The 17168-nt window shown below is 53.2% G+C and carries 17 protein-coding genes and 1 pseudogene; 15 read left to right on the top strand and 3 right to left on the bottom strand.

Annotated elements, in window-relative coordinates; all coding sequences use genetic code 11:
• Positions 1-35 precede the first annotated feature (35 nt).
• The 6 genes and pseudogenes from B0G52_RS26275 to B0G52_RS26250 form a co-directional block, all read left to right on the top strand.
• Positions 36-1559 (top strand): annotated as a pseudogene (locus B0G52_RS26275) (TSCPD domain-containing protein); the annotation flags it as partial.
• Between the two features lie 56 nt (positions 1560-1615).
• Entirely contained in the window at positions 1616-2089 is a 474-nt protein-coding gene (locus tag B0G52_RS26270; RefSeq protein ID WP_094049043.1) for a GNAT family N-acetyltransferase, read from the top strand.
• A 103-nt stretch (positions 2090-2192) separates the two neighbouring features.
• Entirely contained in the window at positions 2193-2771 is a 579-nt protein-coding gene (locus B0G52_RS26265; RefSeq protein ID WP_094048842.1) for a Uma2 family endonuclease, read from the top strand.
• Between the two features lie 102 nt (positions 2772-2873).
• On the top strand, positions 2874-3158 hold the full coding sequence (locus B0G52_RS26260; RefSeq protein ID WP_094048840.1) for a type II toxin-antitoxin system prevent-host-death family antitoxin: 285 nt from the start codon (positions 2874-2876) through the stop codon (positions 3156-3158).
• Complete coding sequence (locus B0G52_RS26255; protein WP_094048838.1) at positions 3136-3441, top strand: type II toxin-antitoxin system RelE/ParE family toxin; 306 nt, start codon at positions 3136-3138, stop codon at positions 3439-3441. Before B0G52_RS26260 ends, B0G52_RS26255 begins: the two co-directional genes overlap by 23 nt.
• Positions 3442-3504: 63 nt before the next feature.
• Positions 3505-4083, top strand: a complete 579-nt coding sequence (locus tag B0G52_RS26250; protein WP_094048836.1) for a Uma2 family endonuclease — start codon at positions 3505-3507, stop codon at positions 4081-4083.
• A gap of 54 nt (positions 4084-4137) precedes the next feature.
• Here the strand turns inward: B0G52_RS26250 and B0G52_RS26245 are convergent, their stop codons facing one another.
• The 3 genes from B0G52_RS26245 to B0G52_RS26235 form a co-directional block, all read right to left on the bottom strand.
• On the bottom strand, positions 4138-4542 hold the full coding sequence (locus B0G52_RS26245; RefSeq protein WP_094048834.1) for a hypothetical protein: 405 nt from the start codon (positions 4540-4542) through the stop codon (positions 4138-4140).
• 172 nt (positions 4543-4714) lie between these two features.
• Positions 4715-5302, bottom strand: a complete 588-nt coding sequence (gene pgsA / locus B0G52_RS26240; protein ID WP_094048832.1) for a CDP-diacylglycerol--glycerol-3-phosphate 3-phosphatidyltransferase — start codon at positions 5300-5302, stop codon at positions 4715-4717.
• Between the two features lie 13 nt (positions 5303-5315).
• Entirely contained in the window at positions 5316-5693 is a 378-nt protein-coding gene (locus B0G52_RS26235; protein ID WP_094048830.1) for a hypothetical protein, read from the bottom strand.
• Between the two features lie 165 nt (positions 5694-5858).
• Here B0G52_RS26235 and B0G52_RS26230 point away from each other — a divergent pair, with 165 nt between their 5' ends.
• The 9 genes from B0G52_RS26230 to B0G52_RS26190 all read left to right on the top strand — a co-directional run bounded on the left by B0G52_RS26230 (position 5859) and on the right by B0G52_RS26190 (position 17070).
• Complete coding sequence (locus B0G52_RS26230; protein WP_094048828.1) at positions 5859-7319, top strand: spore germination protein; 1461 nt, start codon at positions 5859-5861, stop codon at positions 7317-7319.
• Entirely contained in the window at positions 7316-8512 is a 1197-nt protein-coding gene (locus B0G52_RS26225; protein ID WP_158223875.1) for a Ger(x)C family spore germination protein, read from the top strand. Before B0G52_RS26230 ends, B0G52_RS26225 begins: the two co-directional genes overlap by 4 nt.
• Positions 8513-8530: 18 nt before the next feature.
• Positions 8531-8734 carry a hypothetical protein gene (locus tag B0G52_RS26220; protein ID WP_094048824.1) on the top strand — a complete coding sequence of 68 codons (204 nt, stop codon included), beginning with the start codon at positions 8531-8533 and terminating at the stop codon, positions 8732-8734.
• A 34-nt stretch (positions 8735-8768) separates the two neighbouring features.
• A complete protein-coding gene (locus B0G52_RS26215; RefSeq protein WP_094048822.1) occupies positions 8769-9854 on the top strand; it encodes a GerAB/ArcD/ProY family transporter in 1086 nt (361 codons plus the stop codon).
• A 147-nt stretch (positions 9855-10001) separates the two neighbouring features.
• Complete coding sequence (locus B0G52_RS26210; RefSeq protein WP_233163068.1) at positions 10002-12089, top strand: glycosyl hydrolase 115 family protein; 2088 nt, start codon at positions 10002-10004, stop codon at positions 12087-12089.
• A gap of 154 nt (positions 12090-12243) precedes the next feature.
• The gene (locus B0G52_RS26205; RefSeq protein ID WP_094048820.1) at positions 12244-13155 is read left to right on the top strand and encodes a carbohydrate ABC transporter permease; all 912 of its coding nucleotides are present in this window, start codon (positions 12244-12246) and stop codon (positions 13153-13155) included.
• Positions 13152-13994: a carbohydrate ABC transporter permease gene (locus B0G52_RS26200; protein WP_233163066.1), complete on the top strand. Its 843-nt coding sequence runs from the start codon at positions 13152-13154 to the stop codon at positions 13992-13994. Before B0G52_RS26205 ends, B0G52_RS26200 begins: the two co-directional genes overlap by 4 nt.
• A gap of 83 nt (positions 13995-14077) precedes the next feature.
• On the top strand, positions 14078-15802 hold the full coding sequence (locus B0G52_RS26195; protein ID WP_094048818.1) for a cache domain-containing sensor histidine kinase: 1725 nt from the start codon (positions 14078-14080) through the stop codon (positions 15800-15802).
• The gene (locus B0G52_RS26190; RefSeq protein ID WP_094048816.1) at positions 15802-17070 is read left to right on the top strand and encodes a response regulator; all 1269 of its coding nucleotides are present in this window, start codon (positions 15802-15804) and stop codon (positions 17068-17070) included. The genes B0G52_RS26195 and B0G52_RS26190 overlap by 1 nt, the downstream gene beginning before the upstream one ends.
• Positions 17071-17168 lie beyond the last annotated feature (98 nt).

Raw genomic sequence — 17168 nt, 5'->3', positions numbered from 1 at the left:
TCGGATAAAAAGCCGGTAGGATAACACTTAAAATGGAACAAGGCTTGCCCGCATGGGGAGTATGCAACTTGTCCGCCGTTAATCTGTCCAAGTTTTACGATGCTGCGGCGCACGATGTTGCCTGGGACGAACTGTCCAAGGTCGTTCGTTACTCGACTCGTTTCCTGGACAACGTGATCGACAAGACGCCTTATCACTTCCCGGAAAATCAGAAAAACCAACAGAACGAGCGCCGCGTCGGTCTCGGCACAATGGGGCTCGCGGAATTGATGATCCAGTTGGAAATCCGCTACGGCAGTCCGGAAAGCTTGGAGTTTCTTGACAAGTTGTATGGCTTTATGGCACGCGAGGCGTATCTCGCTTCAACGGAGATCGCTGCGGAGAAAGGTTCGTTCCCGGCGTTCGAGGCCGATCCATTCCTGCAAAGCGGGTTTATGAAAAATATGGTCGCAACTTACCCGGAAGTGGGCGAGGCGGTTGCCAAGCGCGGCATTCGCAACGTCACCGTTCTTACGCAGGCTCCGACCGGTTCTACCGGCACGATGGTCGGCACTTCTACAGGGATTGAGCCGTACTTTGCTTTTGAGTTTTACCGTCAGAGTCGACTTGGCTTCGACAAGCAGCTTGTCCCAATCGCTCAGAAATGGAAGGATGCGCACCCGGGAGAAGAACTTCCCGAGTGGTTTGTTACGGCGATGGATTTGTCTGCGAAGGATCATATTCGCGTACAGGCGGCCATTCAGCGCTGGGTGGACAGCTCGATCTCGAAGACGGCGAATTGTCCTTCGGACTTTACGGTGGAAGAGACGGCCGAATTATATGAGCTTGCGTTCGAGCTTGGCTGTAAAGGCGTTACGATCTACCGCGACGGCAGCCGGGACGTGCAAGTGCTGAGCACAGCGAAGGATGAGAAGAAGGAAGAGGAGAAGGCGGAAGAGGCGCCAGCAGCGGACGCCCAAACCGAAGCTGGTCCGGCCGCGACGTTGGATACTGCGCTGAACTCGAGCGTCACTCCGCAGCAGAGACAGGTGTTCGACAAGCAGTACAAGAGTCGTCCGAAAATTCTTCGCGGGGCGACCTACAAATACAACACGCCGTTCGGCATGGCCTATATTACGGTTAACGACATGGACGGTACGCCGGGAGAGATCTTCCTAAACGTGGGCAAAGCCGGCTCCGACGTGTTCGCGATGGCGGAAGCGCTGGGACGTGTCTGCTCGTTGTTCCTGCGCTACGGGGATCATGGCGACAAGGTTCAATTGCTGGTCAAGCACTTGAAAGGTATCGGAGGCTCCGGCGCTGTCGGCTTCGGTCCGAACCGCGTCGAGTCGATCGCCGATGCCGTCGCTCAAGCGCTGGAGGCGCATGCTGGGATTGCTTCGGATCACGAGCAAGCAGCCGCGGCCGAGACGTCGACCGCTTCGGCGGGTTACGTATCGGAGAAGCCGATAGCCGCCTACACCTCGAAGGATCTGTGCCCATCCTGCGGCTCGGCCTCTCTGCTGAACGTCGAGGGTTGCAAAACTTGCGGCAACTGCGGTTACAGCAAGTGTTCTTAAGATTTGTGAACGTCCCCATTTCTAATCTGAGAAATAACTTCAATGGAGGATATATGGTGGAAATCAGAAAGTTCCATGTATCGGATATTAGTCAGATTGTCATGTTGTTCTATGAAACAGTTCATTCTGTAAACAAGAAAGATTATACGCAAGAGCAACTTGATGCATGGGCATCCAAATATGATGAGGAGCTTAGAATGGAATCTTGGAAAGATTCTATGAGTAACAATGTCACATTTGTTGCCCTAATCGACGGCAAAATCGTCGGCTTTTCTGATATGACCCAAAAAGGACACTTGGATAGACTGTATGTCCACAAAGATTTTCAAAGGCAAGGAATTGCTTCATCATTAATAAACGCACTTGAATCCGAGGCAAGCAGATTGGGTCTTACTGAACTGGATACTGACGCAAGTATCACAGCAAAATCATTTTTTGAACATCACGGATATAAATTAGTTAAGTCGCAGTGTGTGGAACGAAAGGGTACTAAGTTAGTTAACTTTAAAATGATTAAAAAGTTACATTGAGAAGCTTCCAGAGATTCGTTACCATGGTGTATCCTCTTGCAATGTGACCGGTAAAGAGAGCCTGCTTGACAGATTCCTGAAACTAAGATGGAGTGATGCGGCGATGAATCGATCCAAGCCCCCGGCACGTCCTCGGAATGATAAGGTGAAAGAGCAGCAGGAAACCTACTCTCTGATTGAAGAGCGCTATGAAATCATCGGAGGGGTACGCTATGATTTTCTGTCCTCGCCCAAGTACGCGCATCAGAAAATGCTGACGAATTTCCATCTGGCGTTCCACAGTGCATGCAGCCAAGAGGGAGAGATTCTGCTGGCGCCGATGGACGTGCATTTTGATGAAAACAATATCGTGCAGCCCGACGTCATCTACATTGCGAGCGAACGGCTGGATATGATCCATGACGGATTTGTCTTCGGAGTGCCGGATTTGCTGGTAGAGATTCTGTCCGAGAGCACGGGCCGCCATGACAAAAAGGTGAAAAAAGCGCTGTACGAGCAGTTCGGCGTCAAGGAGTATTGGCTTGCCGACCCGATCTATCGGACCGTCGACCAATTCGTTCTGCGGGAAGGACGTTACGAACTGGCGGCGACGTTGTCGGAAGGGGATACGCTAACCTCCCCGACTGTCCCCTGCCTGGGCATCGACCTCTCCGCTATTTTCCCGGAGAATCTGCGTCAGTAGGAGCAGCAGCGATACGATTAGAGGCGATTGTCCCGATATTTATTGGTTATCATAATTATGATAAAATAAATTCAGCACACAAACCATCTGGGAGTGATTTCATTGCCGATTATCAAGCCCATCTCTGATCTGAGAAATAATTTCAATTACATTTCTGAAGTTTGCCATTCTGAAGGTGAGCCTGTATTCATTACAAAAAATGGACATGAGGATCTGGTAGTAATGAGCCATGCATTGTATGAGAAGCAGCAAGCAATTATTGAACTGTATCAAAAGCTGGCTGTCGCCGAGACAGAAAGTGCAGATTCATCAGTTGAGAAAATTGATCATGATGATCTTATGAAAACTTTAAGGAGTCGTATTAATGGAGAAAAAGTTGCCGATTAAATACCTGCCTTCGGCTTCACAAGATATTACCGATATCATCGAGTATATCTCCGTTGATAACCCTCCAGCTGCCCTAAACCTCCTTAATCTGTTTGATGAAAAAATATCAACCCTTGCATACTTTCCTCACAGTGGGCCGATTCCAAATGATAAAAGATTACAGCTGTTGAATTACCGAATGCTAGTAGTTGACAATTATTTAGTCTTTTACGTTGTTTATCTTGAATTTATTGAAATTCGTAGAGTTCTGCACGGAAAGAGAAAATATGGCTTTTTACTTTAGAAAGTGACCAGTAAAAAGAGCCTGCTTGACAGATTCCTGAAACTAAGATGGAGTGATGCGGCGATGAATCGATCCAAGCCCCCGGCACGCTCTCGGAATGATAAGGTAAAAGAACAGCAGGAATCCTACTCTCTGATTGAAGAGCGCTATGAAATCATCGGAGGGGTACGTTATGATTTTCTGTCCTCACCCAAGTACGCGCATCAGAAAATGCTGACGAATTTCTATCTTGCCTTCCACAGTTCGTGCAGCCAAGAGGGAGAGATTCTGCTGGCGCCGATGGACGTGCATTTTGATGAAAACAATATCGTGCAGCCCGACGTCATCTACATTGCGAGCGAGCGGTTGGATATGATCCATGATGGATTCATCTTCGGTGTGCCGGATTTGCTGGTAGAGATTCTGTCCGAGAGCACGGGCCGCCATGACAAAAAGGTGAAAAAAGCGCTGTATGAGCAGTTCGGCGTCAAGGAGTATTGGCTTGCCGATCCGATCTATCGGACTGTCGACCAATTCGTTCTGCGGGAAGGACGTTACGAACTGGCGGCGACGTTGTCGGAAGGGGATACGCTGACCTCCCCGACTGTCCCCTGCCTGGGCATCGACCTCTCCGCTATTTTTCCGGAGAATCTGCGTCAGTAGAAGCTGGTAAACAAACAACCGGCAAAATCCCTGAGCGGATTTTGCCGGTTGCGTTTAATATTGGTTTTTTAACATTTCGACTTCTGTCTTTATCATTAACTGTTCGCGATTGAGAACTTCGATGCTTGCAGCGTGCGTGTTGAACTGAAACGTGAACTTCCGTTCCAAGGTATCTTGCCGGTTCGCGATGTCCACTACCGTTTCTTTGACAGATTTGACCATGCCGATCAATTGGGCATACATTTTCTCGTGGCTGTTCAGCCGGGTTAATATGGTTTGCTGGTCCTTCTTGACACTCTGAATCTCCGCTTTAAAATCCGACCTAACTGTCTCAATCTCTTGACGGAACTCCGATCTAACTGACTCAATCTCCGACCTGACTGCCTCAAACTCTTGATTGACTTCCGACCTGAAATTCCGCAGCTCATCAAGAATCAATTCCAGCGTTGCTTGGCTCATTGAATACTTCTCCTCCTCCAGGATTGGGATACCGAATCAACGATTCCTTTCCGAGCAACGTATCAATGCCGACCTGCGAACCTGGTCCCGGAGGCACGAGGGACGTATATTAAATTAATTATATCAAATTAGGATAGGCAGGAGGAGGTATTACTACAATTCTGTGATGCTTTTAAGAAATCAATTGAAGCTTTTTGAAGTTCTTGATGATGTAGTTCAGCCCTGAGTAAATAGTTAGTACCACAGCTATAAGCATCAATATGTTATCAACTGGAACATCGGTTAGAAATGCAAAAGGATAATTATTGAGTAGAATTGCCGTTATTGCGATCACTTGAAATACCATTTTGATCTTCCCGTAGTTATCAGCCGCCAAAGCAATTCCCTGTGAAGATGCAACTGACCTGATTGCGGTAATGACCAACTCTCTTCCTATGATAATTATGGCTACCCATCCGGGTACCATATGTAGAAACACAAGCATAATAAGAGCTGCTGAGATTAGTAACTTATCGGCAAGCGGATCGAGGAGCTTCCCAAGATTCGTGACCATGTTGTACTTCCTTGCAATGTGCCCATCTAACTTATCCGTGGCTGCCGTTAGTACAAACAAAACTGCCGCATAATAAATCCCATAATGATTTAAGTGAGCAAAAATAAGAGAGTTGTCTACCAACCATTCAGGATACGGCTGTAGAAACACGAGTAGAAATGGAATTAATAAAATCCGAGCTATTGTGATTTTATTAGCAAGGTTCATTGGATGGCCTCCCTTACATTCTTATCCATTCAGTTTGAGTATTCTTATTTAGGTAGTCAAAATTGTATCTAAGCTTTTTGTCATTATCTAGAAGTTCAAGTTTATTTCTATATTCTTCTTTATGATGATCTTTATTTTCTTCTGAAAAATCTTCTGTGAAAATGTGTATAACAATGTACTGATTTGGGATATTAACTTCTTCAATAGTAAATTCACCTTGGGAGTATTTGATTGATTCTTCTATTCCCACGATCTCTATATTATCTTTTAGCTCTATGAATGTTTGCGGATCATCAATACTGAACCATCTTCCCATGAATTTATCGACTAGAGCTTTTTCTTCATTTTCGGTTTCTGTAATTTGATTTTTTACACTGGCGGATGAATCCATATTGGATTCACTGCTGCCGCAATGCAAATATAGTGTTTATGAAGTATTCGTGAGCCGATCATATTATCCTGCCCGGAGAGACTCTGCAGAAGGCCAATTCGCATAGCCCCAATGCAATTGGGGATGATAACCAATACGAATTCGGGATAATCGGGGGTGCGCGTCATGGAGGCGTTATCGGATATTCAACCGCAGGCGTTGGCGGACAAGCTGGCCGAGCGGCTTCATCGTCCGCCTGACCTGGTGAGTCAATCTTTTGCGATATCCTCCGAATTATTCGGCCATTACCTGTTCCTCGAAACGATCGCCGACAAAGAGAAAATCGAGAAGGGGCTGGCCTTCCTCGCAATCGAGGGCAAGAGCCTTCCCGGCTCGATCGATGCGAAGGAGCGGGCCCAAGCCTTGATCGGCAGCATGTCGGCCATTCCCACGAAATCGGCCTCGAATTTCGACGATTGCGTGAAGGCGCTTCTGGAAGGCTATTGCGTATTGTTGATTCCGCGTGAGGACAAGGCGCTGCTCTTGGACGCCGTCCATTTCGTTCGCCGGGAAGTGTCCGAACCGAAGACGGAAACGACCGTCCGAGGTCCTCACGAGGGCTTTACGGAAGACGTCAGGCAGAATATAGCCCTGCTGCGCAAAAGACTTAAAAATCCCGGCTTCCGCATCGAGCAATACGAGATCGGGACGAATACGCGCACGAAGGTCATCGTTGCGTACTTGCAGGACCTTGCTCCCGAGAAGGTCGTGTCGACGTTAAACGACCGACTGCAAGCGATCCGGACCGACGGCATTATCGACAGCTCCTACGTGGAGGAATGGATACAAGACAAAGTTCTGACCCCCTTTCCGACGCTGCTCGGAACCGAGCGTCCCGACGTCGTGACATCGCACCTTCTGGAAGGCAGAGTCGCCGTGCTGGTGGATGGGAGCCCGTTCGCGCTCATTGCTCCCATTACCTTTTTTCAGTTTTTTATCGCTCCGGAAGACTACTATCAACGGGCGGATATCGCCACGCTGCTGCGCTGGCTGCGCGTTCTATCGTTCTTGTTGGCTATTTTCGTGCCGTCGCTGTTCATCGCGATCGTGCTCTATCATCACGAACTGCTTCCCAATCCCTTGCTGATCAACATCGCCGCCCAGCGGGAGGGCGTCCCTTTCCCGGTCTTCCTGGAGGCCATCATGATGCTGACCACGTTCGAGGTGCTGCGGGAGGCCGGTCTGCGCATGCCGCGCATAGCCGGTCAAGCGATCTCGATCGTGGGAGCGCTCGTGCTCGGAGAAGCCGCCGTTCAGGCCGGCTTGGTCACGGCGGCGATGGTTATCGTCGTGGCTGTGACGGCCATCTCCAATTTCGTGTCGCCCTCCTACAGCTTCGGGATCGCCCAACGTCTGCTGCAATTTTCCTATATGGCGCTGGCGGGCTTCATGGGGCTGTACGGCGTTATGTGCGGCGTGCTGTTTACGATCGTGCATTTGGCCTCAATGAAATCGTTCGGCGTCCCGTATTTGGCTCCGCTCGCGCCGACCTTTTTTTCGGACTGGAAGGATATCTTGGTGCGTGTGCCCCAGCCGTGGATGAAAACTTACCCGCGAATGAACCGGGTGGGAAGAAGGAGAAGGTGAACGACGTGCGCGGGAAGGCAGCGGCCTTGATCCTGTCGTTGATCAGCTTGCTTGGGGTAACCGGCTGTTGGGATATGACGGAAATCAACCAATTGGCGATCGGCAACTTGGCCGGCGGGGATATCGATCCGGAGACGGGCAACCAGATCGTCTATTATCAGATCGTCAATCCTTCGGCGCTCGCCGCTCAAAAAGGCGCCGGCATCAAGTCGCCGGTATACACCTACCGCGTCGAGGCTCCGACGCTTGCCGAGCTGGCGCTGGGGGCTACGGACGTGCTGCCCCGGGATCTGTTCCCGGATCATTTTCAAGTGTATTTGATGACGGAACGCATGGCGAGGCGCGGGCTGCACTCTTATCTTAACTTTCTCGAGCGGCAGACGAATCGTCGGACCGATCTGGACCTGGTCATCACGGATTCGTCGATAGCGGATGTCATGAATACGTATACGCTGTTTGAGAGGATACCGGGGCGCTCCTTGCGCGCTTTGTTCGAACTGCAATACAAAGTATCCGGAAGAGTCAATCCGAAATCACGAATCAAAGACGTCGTCGAGCATATGGAATCCTCCGTCCTAACCGTTCTCCCCGTCATTTCCCTGCGCGGCGCGGGTCAAGCCTCTACTACGGGACGCTACGAGCATATCGACGCCAATAAGGGAAGCCTGGTGTTAAGCGGCGGAGCCGTCATCAAGAAGGATCGGATGATCGGGAAGCTGTCGCTGGATCAAATCCCTCTGTACAATCTCATGAAAAACGAAGCCAAAGTGTACTACGACAGAATCAGGGTCAACGGGAAGAACGTGGATGTCGGCGCGAGCAAGCTCAAAGTGCGAAGGAAACTTTCTATGGAGGGCGGCAGGCCCGTCCTGCACTTGAACGTCTATGCCGAGCTGAAGCTGCTCAATACCGAACAGAACGAAGCCTTGTCCATGGACAGCTTGGACCAAATCAAGCAGGCGTTTAACGTCCAGGTGGCGGATAAAGCAATCGGCTTTTTCGAATGGTCCCGATCTAAGGGGTGGGACTTGCTGAGCATAGAGGACCAGATGGGGAAAAAGAGAGGCGAGATGTGGAGGGAGGCGTTGAACGAACAGGAGGCGTGGAAACGGGCAAAGCTTGAGCCGGAGGTTCGCTGCAAAGTAACGGACATGGGCGCGATCATCGATCCGTATAAGGGCGGCAACCCATAGAAGGGGGAGGGGCATTCGATGATCTTGTTTAACGTCATCTTCTTCGTCTCTTTCGCGATCGCAGTCGGCTTAATGCTGAGATTGAAAAAACGTCCGAACGAAATCGCCGTATTCGTCACACTGGCGCTGTTGGGATTCGTCGTCTGGATTCTGGCGCTCCTCGAACGGCCGTTTAAGATCAGCTTGTGGATCGGTTGGGTCATCGACAGGACCGGACTATAGGGTGCCGCGCGGCGAAAAGGAAAGGCGGGAGGGCATGGAGAAAGCGCAGATCAGCGGGTGGCAATTTTATTTGTTGACGTTTATCCAACTGCTGGGCACCACCTTTTTTCTGCGGCCTCAAGGGATGATCGCGGTAGCCAAACAGGATGCATGGATGATCTGGCTCTGGACCGGGGCCGCCGGCATCGTCCTCGCTCTCCTGTGGCTGAAGCTGGCCGAGCAATATCCCGGGTTAAGCTTGGTCCAGATTTGCATGAAGGCGGGAGGCAGATGGGTCGGCGGAGCGATCGCTTTTTGCTATGTCGTTTTTTTCGTGCAATTGGCGGCTTGGGTCGTTCGCAATCTCGGCGACTTCATGAAGTCGACGTTTATGCATCGAACGCCGATATCCGTTTTTCACATTATGATTTTGATCATCGTGTGCTATGCCTCCATCAAGGGAGTGGAGACGATCGCCCGCTCCAACGAGATTCTGATTCCGATCATCAAGCTGACGTTTGTCCTCATGTTCGTTTTTATGCTGCCGATCTGGGACTCGGAGCGCTTGCAGCCGGCGTTCCGTCTCGATCTCTGGACAACCGTGAAAGAAACGAGGAACATCATCGGATTTCCCTATATGGAGAGCGTTGTGCTCTTGATGGTGGTTCCCTATGTCCGCAATAGGCAGAAAAGGGGCTTTGTTTGGGGGATTATCAGTTCGACGCTGCTGCTGAGCTGTATTACGGTTTTCTTGGTCGCTTGTCTTGGTGTGACGCGGGCATCGCATGAAACCTATCCTTTATTTATTCTGGTGCAGGACATCCGGATCGGCCCGCTCATCGAAAATTTGGAAGCGTCGGTTACGGTCATCTTATTGGCCGCCATCTTCCTGAAAATTACGATTACGTTTCACGGCGCGGTCAGCGGCATATGCCAGTTGTTCGGATTGAGGGATAGAACGTGGGTGGCCGTTCCGCTCGCCGTCATCGTCGCCGGCTTGGCTTTGTCGAACGAGAACGTCGTCGAGAACATCGAGTGGGATCGGCGCTATTTATTCGAATATGAATTGCTGTACGGGCTTATTTTCCCATTAATATTGCTGGCGGTTACTTGGATCAGGAAGAGAACTCATCGGGGATAAGCCCGTCTAAGTCTGAGAGCCGGACATTCAGCCAAGCTCGTTACATACTGAAAGATCTGCGTTCATTCCCCCCATAAGCGCGTCTATCCTATTTTCTATAATGAAGAGGGTAAGATCGCTTAACGACGGACAGGGGAGAAAAAGTTTATGCCTATAATTGACGCAATGACGACATACAGCGAGCCTGATCGCCCGAAGAGCGCTGTGCGGCATGCGCTTGCGATGCTGTATCGCGATCATGAGACTGTATTTCAAGCTCCCGCATTGACGGGACGAGCCGCGCCCGAAGGCGGAACGCTCGTCCGTATTCGCTGTGCGGCAGGCGGCGATGCATGTCCGGAATGGCCGGAAGCGTACACGATAAGCGCGGTGAATGACTGCAGCGTGGAGATTGTCGGCCGCGACGATCTTGGCTTGGTTTACGGCATTCTGCACTTCAGCCGTCATGTGCTGGGGGTCGACCCATTCTGGTTCTGGGCGGATCTGCCGCCGCAAGCCAGGGACGTTATCGAGATGCCTGCCGGAGATTACGTCTCCAAGCGGCCGAGGACGCGCTTCAGAGGCTGGTTCGTGAACGACGAGGTGTGTCTGATCGGCTGGAAGCCGACCTATCCGCCAACGGCGGAGGTATGGCAGCCGGTGTTCGAGGCGCTGCTGCGCTGCGGGGGCAATATGGTCATTCCGGGCACCGATCTTCCGAAGTCGGGCATCCATGCCGAACTTGCCTCTGAAATGGGACTGTGGATTACGCATCACCATGCGGAGCCGCTCGGAGCGGAAATGTTCCTGCGCGCCTATGAAGGCTTTACGGCGAGCTATCATGAGCACCCCCGGCTATTCGAGAAGCTGTGGGAGGAAGCGATCGAGAAGCAGAAGGATCGGAATGTCGTCTGGGTGCTGTCGTTTCGCGGCCAAGGAGACACGCCTTTCTGGGAGAACGATCCGTCGTTCGACACGCCGCACAAGCGGGGCAATCTGATCGGGCTTGCTGTCCGCAAGCAATACGAGATGATCCGGGAGCAAGTCGCCGACCCGGTATGCTGTATGGCGATGTACGGCGAAATCGCCGAATTGTACAAGCAGGGCCACATTCAAGTGCCCGAGGGCGTCATTCTCGTCTGGGCGGACAACGGCTACGGCAAGATGGTGTCCCGCCGCCACGGCAACGTCAATCTCCGGGTGCCGGCGCTGCCGGCTCCGAAGGAAGGGGAGTCGCACGGCATCTATTACCATGTGACGTTCCACGATCTTCAGGCTTCCAATCATCTGACCTTGTTTCCGTCGCCCGCCAAGCTGATCCGCGGCGAGCTTGAAGCGGCTCTTGGCGCAGGTGCTCACAATTACTGGCTGATCAACAGCGGCAATATCCGGCAGCATCTCTATACGCTCGATCTGATTGCGGAGCTGTGGGGCTCCGGCGTCCCCGGCGTCGAGGAGCACAGGAAGCGGTTCGTCGCGAGGCTGTTTCCGCAATCGGAGGCGCAGCGGGCGGCAATCGAGCGCCTGCTCGCCGATTACGCGGAGACGACGATTCGCTACGGCCCGCACGAAGAAGATAAGGCCGGTGACGAGTTCTATCACCATCCGGCGCGCCGGATCGTCGGCCATTGGCTCCGCGGGGAGGCGGCGAAACCGGACGAGGGCTTGCTGTGGGCGACCGGGGAAGCCGGCTTCGACCGGCAAATCGAGCATTTCGAGCGGCTGTGCGAGCAGGCGATTCCGGCTTGGGCGTCGCTTGCGGCGCGGGCGGCCGAGACGCTGGGCCGCATGGAGGAAGCCGAGAAGACGAGATTCGAGGATCACTTACTCTTCCATATTCGCCTGCACGCTTCCGGCTGCCGCGGCTTCTATTTCTTATGCCGGGCGTATCGCGCGTTCCGGGAAGGAGACGCTCCGGCGGCGTTCGTGTACGCGGCGCGATCGCTTGACGCCTATCGCGAAGGGATTGCCGAGCTGCGGCGGGCGGAGCATGGCAAATGGGAGTGCTTCTATTCGGCGGACTACTTAACGAACGTGGCCAGCACGGTCCAGAACGTCGAGACGGTCGTGCGGTGGATACGTCTGCACGGCGACAGTCCGGACTTCTTCCAATGGTATAAGCAGTATTTGATGCCCGAGACGGAGAAGTATATTTACTTGGAGAATACGCACCGCCGGGTGCTCCCGGATGAGGAGCTTGCCGCGCGGCTGGATGCGCTGTTTACGTCCCAAGGAACAACTTCCCCGGCCAAGTAACCGGATAATTCGGACGCCCGAGAGGCGTCCGGTTTTTGTTGAATAGTGAAAGAATCGCATTCGATCCTCTCCTTATCGCCGCCGGAAAGCGCCTATATAATGAGGGTACGCAAAGAAAGCCAGGCTACCGGATAGACGACAGGAGTGGAAATCAATGCAAACGAAGGTTAGACAGAAGCGCTGGGAATCGCCCCTCGCGGGCTACTTGTTTTTATCGCCGTGGCTCCTCGGTTTTATTTTGCTGACGCTCGGGCCGATCTGCATGTCCCTGTATTACTCGTTCACCGACTATTCGCTGCTGTCCGCGCCGAACTGGGTCGGGCTGGACAACTACCGCAAAATTTTCACCACCGACGATACGTTCCCGCATACGCTCAAAATTACGATTTTGTTCGTTCTTCTTACCGTGCCGCTTCGCTTGGCGTTCGCTCTGCTGATCGCGATGATGCTGAACAGGCCGATCAGAGGGATTGCCTACTACCGCACGATGGTCTACTTCCCGTCCCTGATCGGGACGAGCATCGCGGTGTCGATTTTGTGGAAGAACATTTTCGGCCGCAACGGCTTCGTGAACGATGTGCTCGGCTTCTTCGGCATCTCGGGCAAATCGTGGATTGCCGACCCGAAATACGCGCTCGGCACGCTGATTCTGATGATGGTATGGCAATTCGGCTCCTCGATGATCATCTTCCTCGCGGGCTTGAAGCAGATTCCGCGCGATTTGTACGAGGCCGCCTCCGTGGACGGCGCGAGCAAGTGGCGGCAATTTGTGAGGATCACGCTGCCGATGCTGTCTCCGATCATTCTGTTCAACGCCGTGCAGTCTTTGATCAACTCGTTTCAGATGTTCACGCAGGCGTTCGTCGTCACGAACGGAGGCCCCGTCCATTCCACGTACGTGTACGTCATGTACTTGTACCAGACGGCGTTCACAAAGTTCCAGATGGGTTACGCTTCCGCGCTGGCTTGGATTCTGCTCTTCCTGATCGGCGCCTTTACCGCGGTTCTGTTCGCCACGTCGCGATACTGGGTATTCTATGAAACGCAAGGAGGCAAACGGGGATGACCGCAACGATGAAACGACTTGGCCTGCACGGCTCCATGCTGGCCGTCAGCCTGATCATGATGTATCCTGTGTTCTGGTGGCTGGGCGCCTCGCTCAAGACGAACGCGGAGATGAGCTCGGCCTCCTTGTTCCCGAAAAAACTGAATTGGTCCAACTTCTCGGAAGGCTGGAACGCTGTGCCGAACTACGCCTTCACGCATTTCTACATGAACACGTTCGAGCTCGTGCTGGGCGTGCTGTTCACGAGCATCGTCTCCTGCAGCCTGGTCGCCTTCGCCTTCGGTCGGCTCGACTTCCCGCTGCGCAACGTATGGTTCGCGATTATGCTCGTGACGCTGATGCTGCCGACCCAAGTGACGATCGTGCCGCAGTATGTTATGTTCAACGAACTGAATTGGCTGAACACTTACTTGCCGTTCTACGTTCCTCACATTCTCGCCGGGGGCGTCGGCGGACCGTTCTTCATCTATTTGCTCGTGCAGTTCATCCGCTCGATTCCGAAGGAGCTGGACGAATCGGCCAAGATCGATGGTTGCTCCTGGTTCGGCATCTATTGGAGAATTATGCTGCCTCTGATCAAGCCGGCGCTGGTGACGGTGGGAATCTACTGCTTTCTCTGGAACTGGGACGATTTCTTCGGGCAGATGCTCTATCTGAACACGGTCGACAAATATACGATGAACCTCGCGCTCAAGCTGTTCATCGATTCCCAAGGCTCCGTTCCTTGGGGGCAACTGCTGGCGATGTCGCTGCTCTCCGTCGTTCCGTCCGTCCTCGTGTTTTTCTTCGCGCAGAAGCACTTTGTCGAAGGAATTGCCTCGGGCGCGGTGAAAGGATAGAATACAGACAGTTTTGGAATAGTCAAAAAAGCTGCGAGGCTCGCGGCTTTCTTTGCATTTTTGCGGCAGGGAGAGATGTCGGCATGAGGAATCCGTTCAAAACGCTGCGAATCGATTTCGTCTTTTTCTTCGGATTCGCTTTTATCGTCACGCTGCTCGTCGGCGTCGTCGTATGGATCAGCTATTCGAGCAGTTCCAAGGAAATTGCGTCCAACACGTCGCATTATCAGCAGAAGCTGCTGGGCGAGCTGAACAAGAAGCTGACGACGAGCCTCGTTGGCATCGAACAAAGCTCGAACACCGCGTCCAAAAACTTCGACGTGACGTACAACCGGTTCCAGGCAGGGACGAAGTACGATAAAGTGCGCGCTCAGGCGGAGATCCGCTCTCAGCTCAACAATTACGTTTTCAACACGCCGATTCTGCATTCGATTCACGTCTATTCCGTGCTTCCGCTGAACTACAGCCTTCAGGAGTACGTTCAGTTTCTGCCGTTCGAACAGATGAAGGAAGAAACGTGGTATCCGCTCATCGACAAGACGGACGACGCATGGATCAGCGAGCATACGATCCGGACGAACAGCGGGGACATCCCGGTAATCAGCTTCGCGAGGAAAGTGTACAACAACCTGAACCAGTACTACGCCTTAATGGTTTTGAATATTAAAGTGCCTGTGTTTCAAGCTTTGATCGAGACCGAGGGCGGCCGCTCCAGCGTCGCTCTGCTGGATGAGACGGGCCAGTTGATCACGCAGACGGTGAACGAAGCGTTCAGTCAGGAGCAGCTTGACGGGATCGCCGCAGAGATCGAGCGGAACGCCGCCGGCTCCAAGCGGACGGGCGACGAATTCCTCGTGTGGTCGAAGTCGATCGATTCCAAATGGACGCTGATCGAGCGTACGTCGTGGAAGGACATGACCGCGAGCAGCCTGCAAATTACCCGCCTGTTTCTGCTGCTCGGCATTGCCGCAATTTTCCTGATCCTGCTGCTGGGGGTGCTCGTAGCCAGGCAATTCATGAAGCCGATCGGGCTGCTGCTCAAGGCGATGAGCAACTACTCGCCGCAGAAGCAGGATGCGCTGCCCGATGATTACAAGAACGAATTCGGCAGGCTGTTCCAGGGGTATCAGAAGCTGATGCAGCGAATCGAAGAGCTGTACGGAAATCTGGAGGTTCAATACGAGAAGCGTAGAGAAGCGGAAATCAAAAGCCTGCAGGTGATGATTAACCCGCATTTCCTGTACAACTCGCTCGATCAGGTCAATTGGGTGGCGATCACGGCGGGGCAGTCGAAGATCAGCGCGATGCTGTCGCAGCTCGGGCAGCTGTTCCGGCTGGCGCTGTCGAACACGGGAAGGCTTGTGCCCCTCTCCGAGGAACTGGCGCATATTGAGTGTTATCTGCAATTCCAGAAGGTCAGGTGGGAGGATCGGCTGGAGTACCGGATCGAAGCCGACGAAGAGGCGCTGCGCCTGCGCGTTCCGAAAATTATTTTGCAGCCGTTCATCGAGAACGCCTTCGTGCACGGTTTTCATGGCAGACGCAGCGCCAAGCTTACGGTCGCGATTCGACCGGCGGACGGGCATCTTGAGATCGCGATCGCCGATGACGGCCGCGGCTTGCGCGCCGCGGCATCCGAGAGCCGGAGCGCCAAGGGAGGATACGGACTGCGCAACGTGAAGGAACGAATCGAGGCGCTGTTCGGTCCGTCCTACGGCTTCGAGCTGGTTCCGGGGGAGACGGGCGGTACGCGGGCGATCGTTCGATTGCCGATCATCGAAGAGCAGACGCAGGAGGAGGACGCCTAATGTGGAAAATCGCGCTCGTCGACGACGACTTTCAAGTGCTGGACGGTTTGCGCAGCATCATTCCGTGGGAGGAGCTGGACGCGGAGTTTGCCGGCGACGCCATCGACGGTGAAGAAGGACTGAAATTGATTGAGGAGGTTAATCCGGACATCGTCATTACGGATATTTACATGCCGATGATGAACGGGATCGAGATGATTGAACGGCTGCGCGCCCGCAAGTTTCCTGGACGTTTCATTATTCTTAGCGGATACAACGACTTTGAATTCGCCCGTTCGGCGATCCGGATGGGCGTCGAAGATTATTTGACGAAGCCGGTGACGGTCGAGCAGGTTCATCAGGTGCTGGCTGCGACGATTGAGAAGCTGGAGGACTCGTACTTGAACAGCATCGAGCAGACGAAGCTGAGCCGCCGGGATAACGCCGGAGAGCCTGCGAGCGAGGAAGATTGGCTGAAGTCGGTCATCGTCGGCGCCGGCTCCATGGACAGCCTGCAGCCGGCGCCCGAAGACTGGCGGGACAGCCGGCCGATCGTTCTCGTCCTGGAGCTGACGAAGACCGAACGCGTCAAAGGCATCTCCGTCGCCGACTGGAACCTGTTCAAATTTGCCATTACCAATATCGCCTGCGAGATTTTGGAGCGGGACGTTCCGAACCATGGCTTCGCCTGGCTGTACGGCAATCATGCGGCGGTCGTTCTCGATCCCGATCACGGGATGGCCGAATCGGAGCGGCTGGAGGAATGCCGCAGGATCGGCCATGCCCTCGTCGAGGAGATCGGTCGATATTTGGACTTGAAGCTCCGCTACTCCCTGGGCGAGGCCAAGAGCTCATGGCGCGGCATACGGGAATCCGCGGACGAAGCGCTGAAACGGCTGCTGACGGAGGACGAATCGAACGGGGCGGGGCAGGAAGAGGCTCCGGTGCCGGTCTTGCACCAGAAGCATCGCAAGGCGATCGAGTTCATGATCGAATACGTGCACGAGAATTACGCGGAAGACATTACGCTCGAAGATTTGGCGAGCCAGCTGTTCATCTCCAAAAACTATTTGAACCAGCTGTTCAAAAAGACGACCGGCGAGACGTTCACCAACTATGTCATCCGCGTTCGGATCGAGAAGGCGAAAGCGCTGCTCTCGGAAGGGAAATACTTGATCTACGAAGTGTCCGAAATGGTCGGCTACCAGAACGTTCCTTACTTCAGCACGCTGTTCAAGAAATACTGCGGCGTCAGCCCGAGCGATCTGTTCAAAAACAAAGCGAAATGACGGCCTTTCGGTGGATTGTGAAAGATTTGTGTTCGATGCTCTTCTACACGCTCGCGGAGACCGGTGCTAGTATGAAGTTGCAAGTCGACAATTTGAAG

Source organism: Cohnella sp. SGD-V74, assembly GCF_003001675.1.
Taxonomy (GTDB): Bacteria; Bacillota; Bacilli; order Paenibacillales; family Paenibacillaceae; genus Cohnella.
Note: the sequence above shows the minus strand (reverse complement) of the source record. Positions and strands in the feature narration are given on the sequence as shown.